Source organism: Pseudomonas sp. 25 R 14 (genome assembly GCF_900004755.1).
GTDB classification, from domain to species: Bacteria; Pseudomonadota; Gammaproteobacteria; order Pseudomonadales; family Pseudomonadaceae; genus Aquipseudomonas; species Aquipseudomonas brenneri.
Genome location: NZ_CVTS01000012.1, coordinates 1 through 215, shown reverse-complemented (window position 1 = coordinate 215; position 215 = coordinate 1). Strand labels below are relative to the sequence as shown.

General features: G+C 65.6%; 1 protein-coding gene. It reads left to right on the top strand.

Features of this window, described 5'->3' with window-relative positions; genetic code table 11:
• The coding region (locus BFQ03_RS30160; RefSeq protein WP_175403870.1) for a hypothetical protein at positions 1 to 215 on the top strand (215 nt) is incomplete at both ends.

Sequence of the window (215 nt, the reverse complement as noted above, 5' to 3'; positions counted from 1 at the left end):
CAGCGGCCAGCAGGTCGGCGTGGTGATCAAGGAAGGTGACACCCAGTCTCCAGCCACCAACGTTGACGTGCCGCTGCTGGCACCGCAGTTGGGCGCAGTCGATCCAGCCACCGGCAATGTGGCGGTCACCGGCAAGCCGGGCGCGACCGTGCAGGTGCAGGACCAGAACGGCAATCCGATTGGCAACCCAGTCACTCTGGACGACAAAGGCCAGG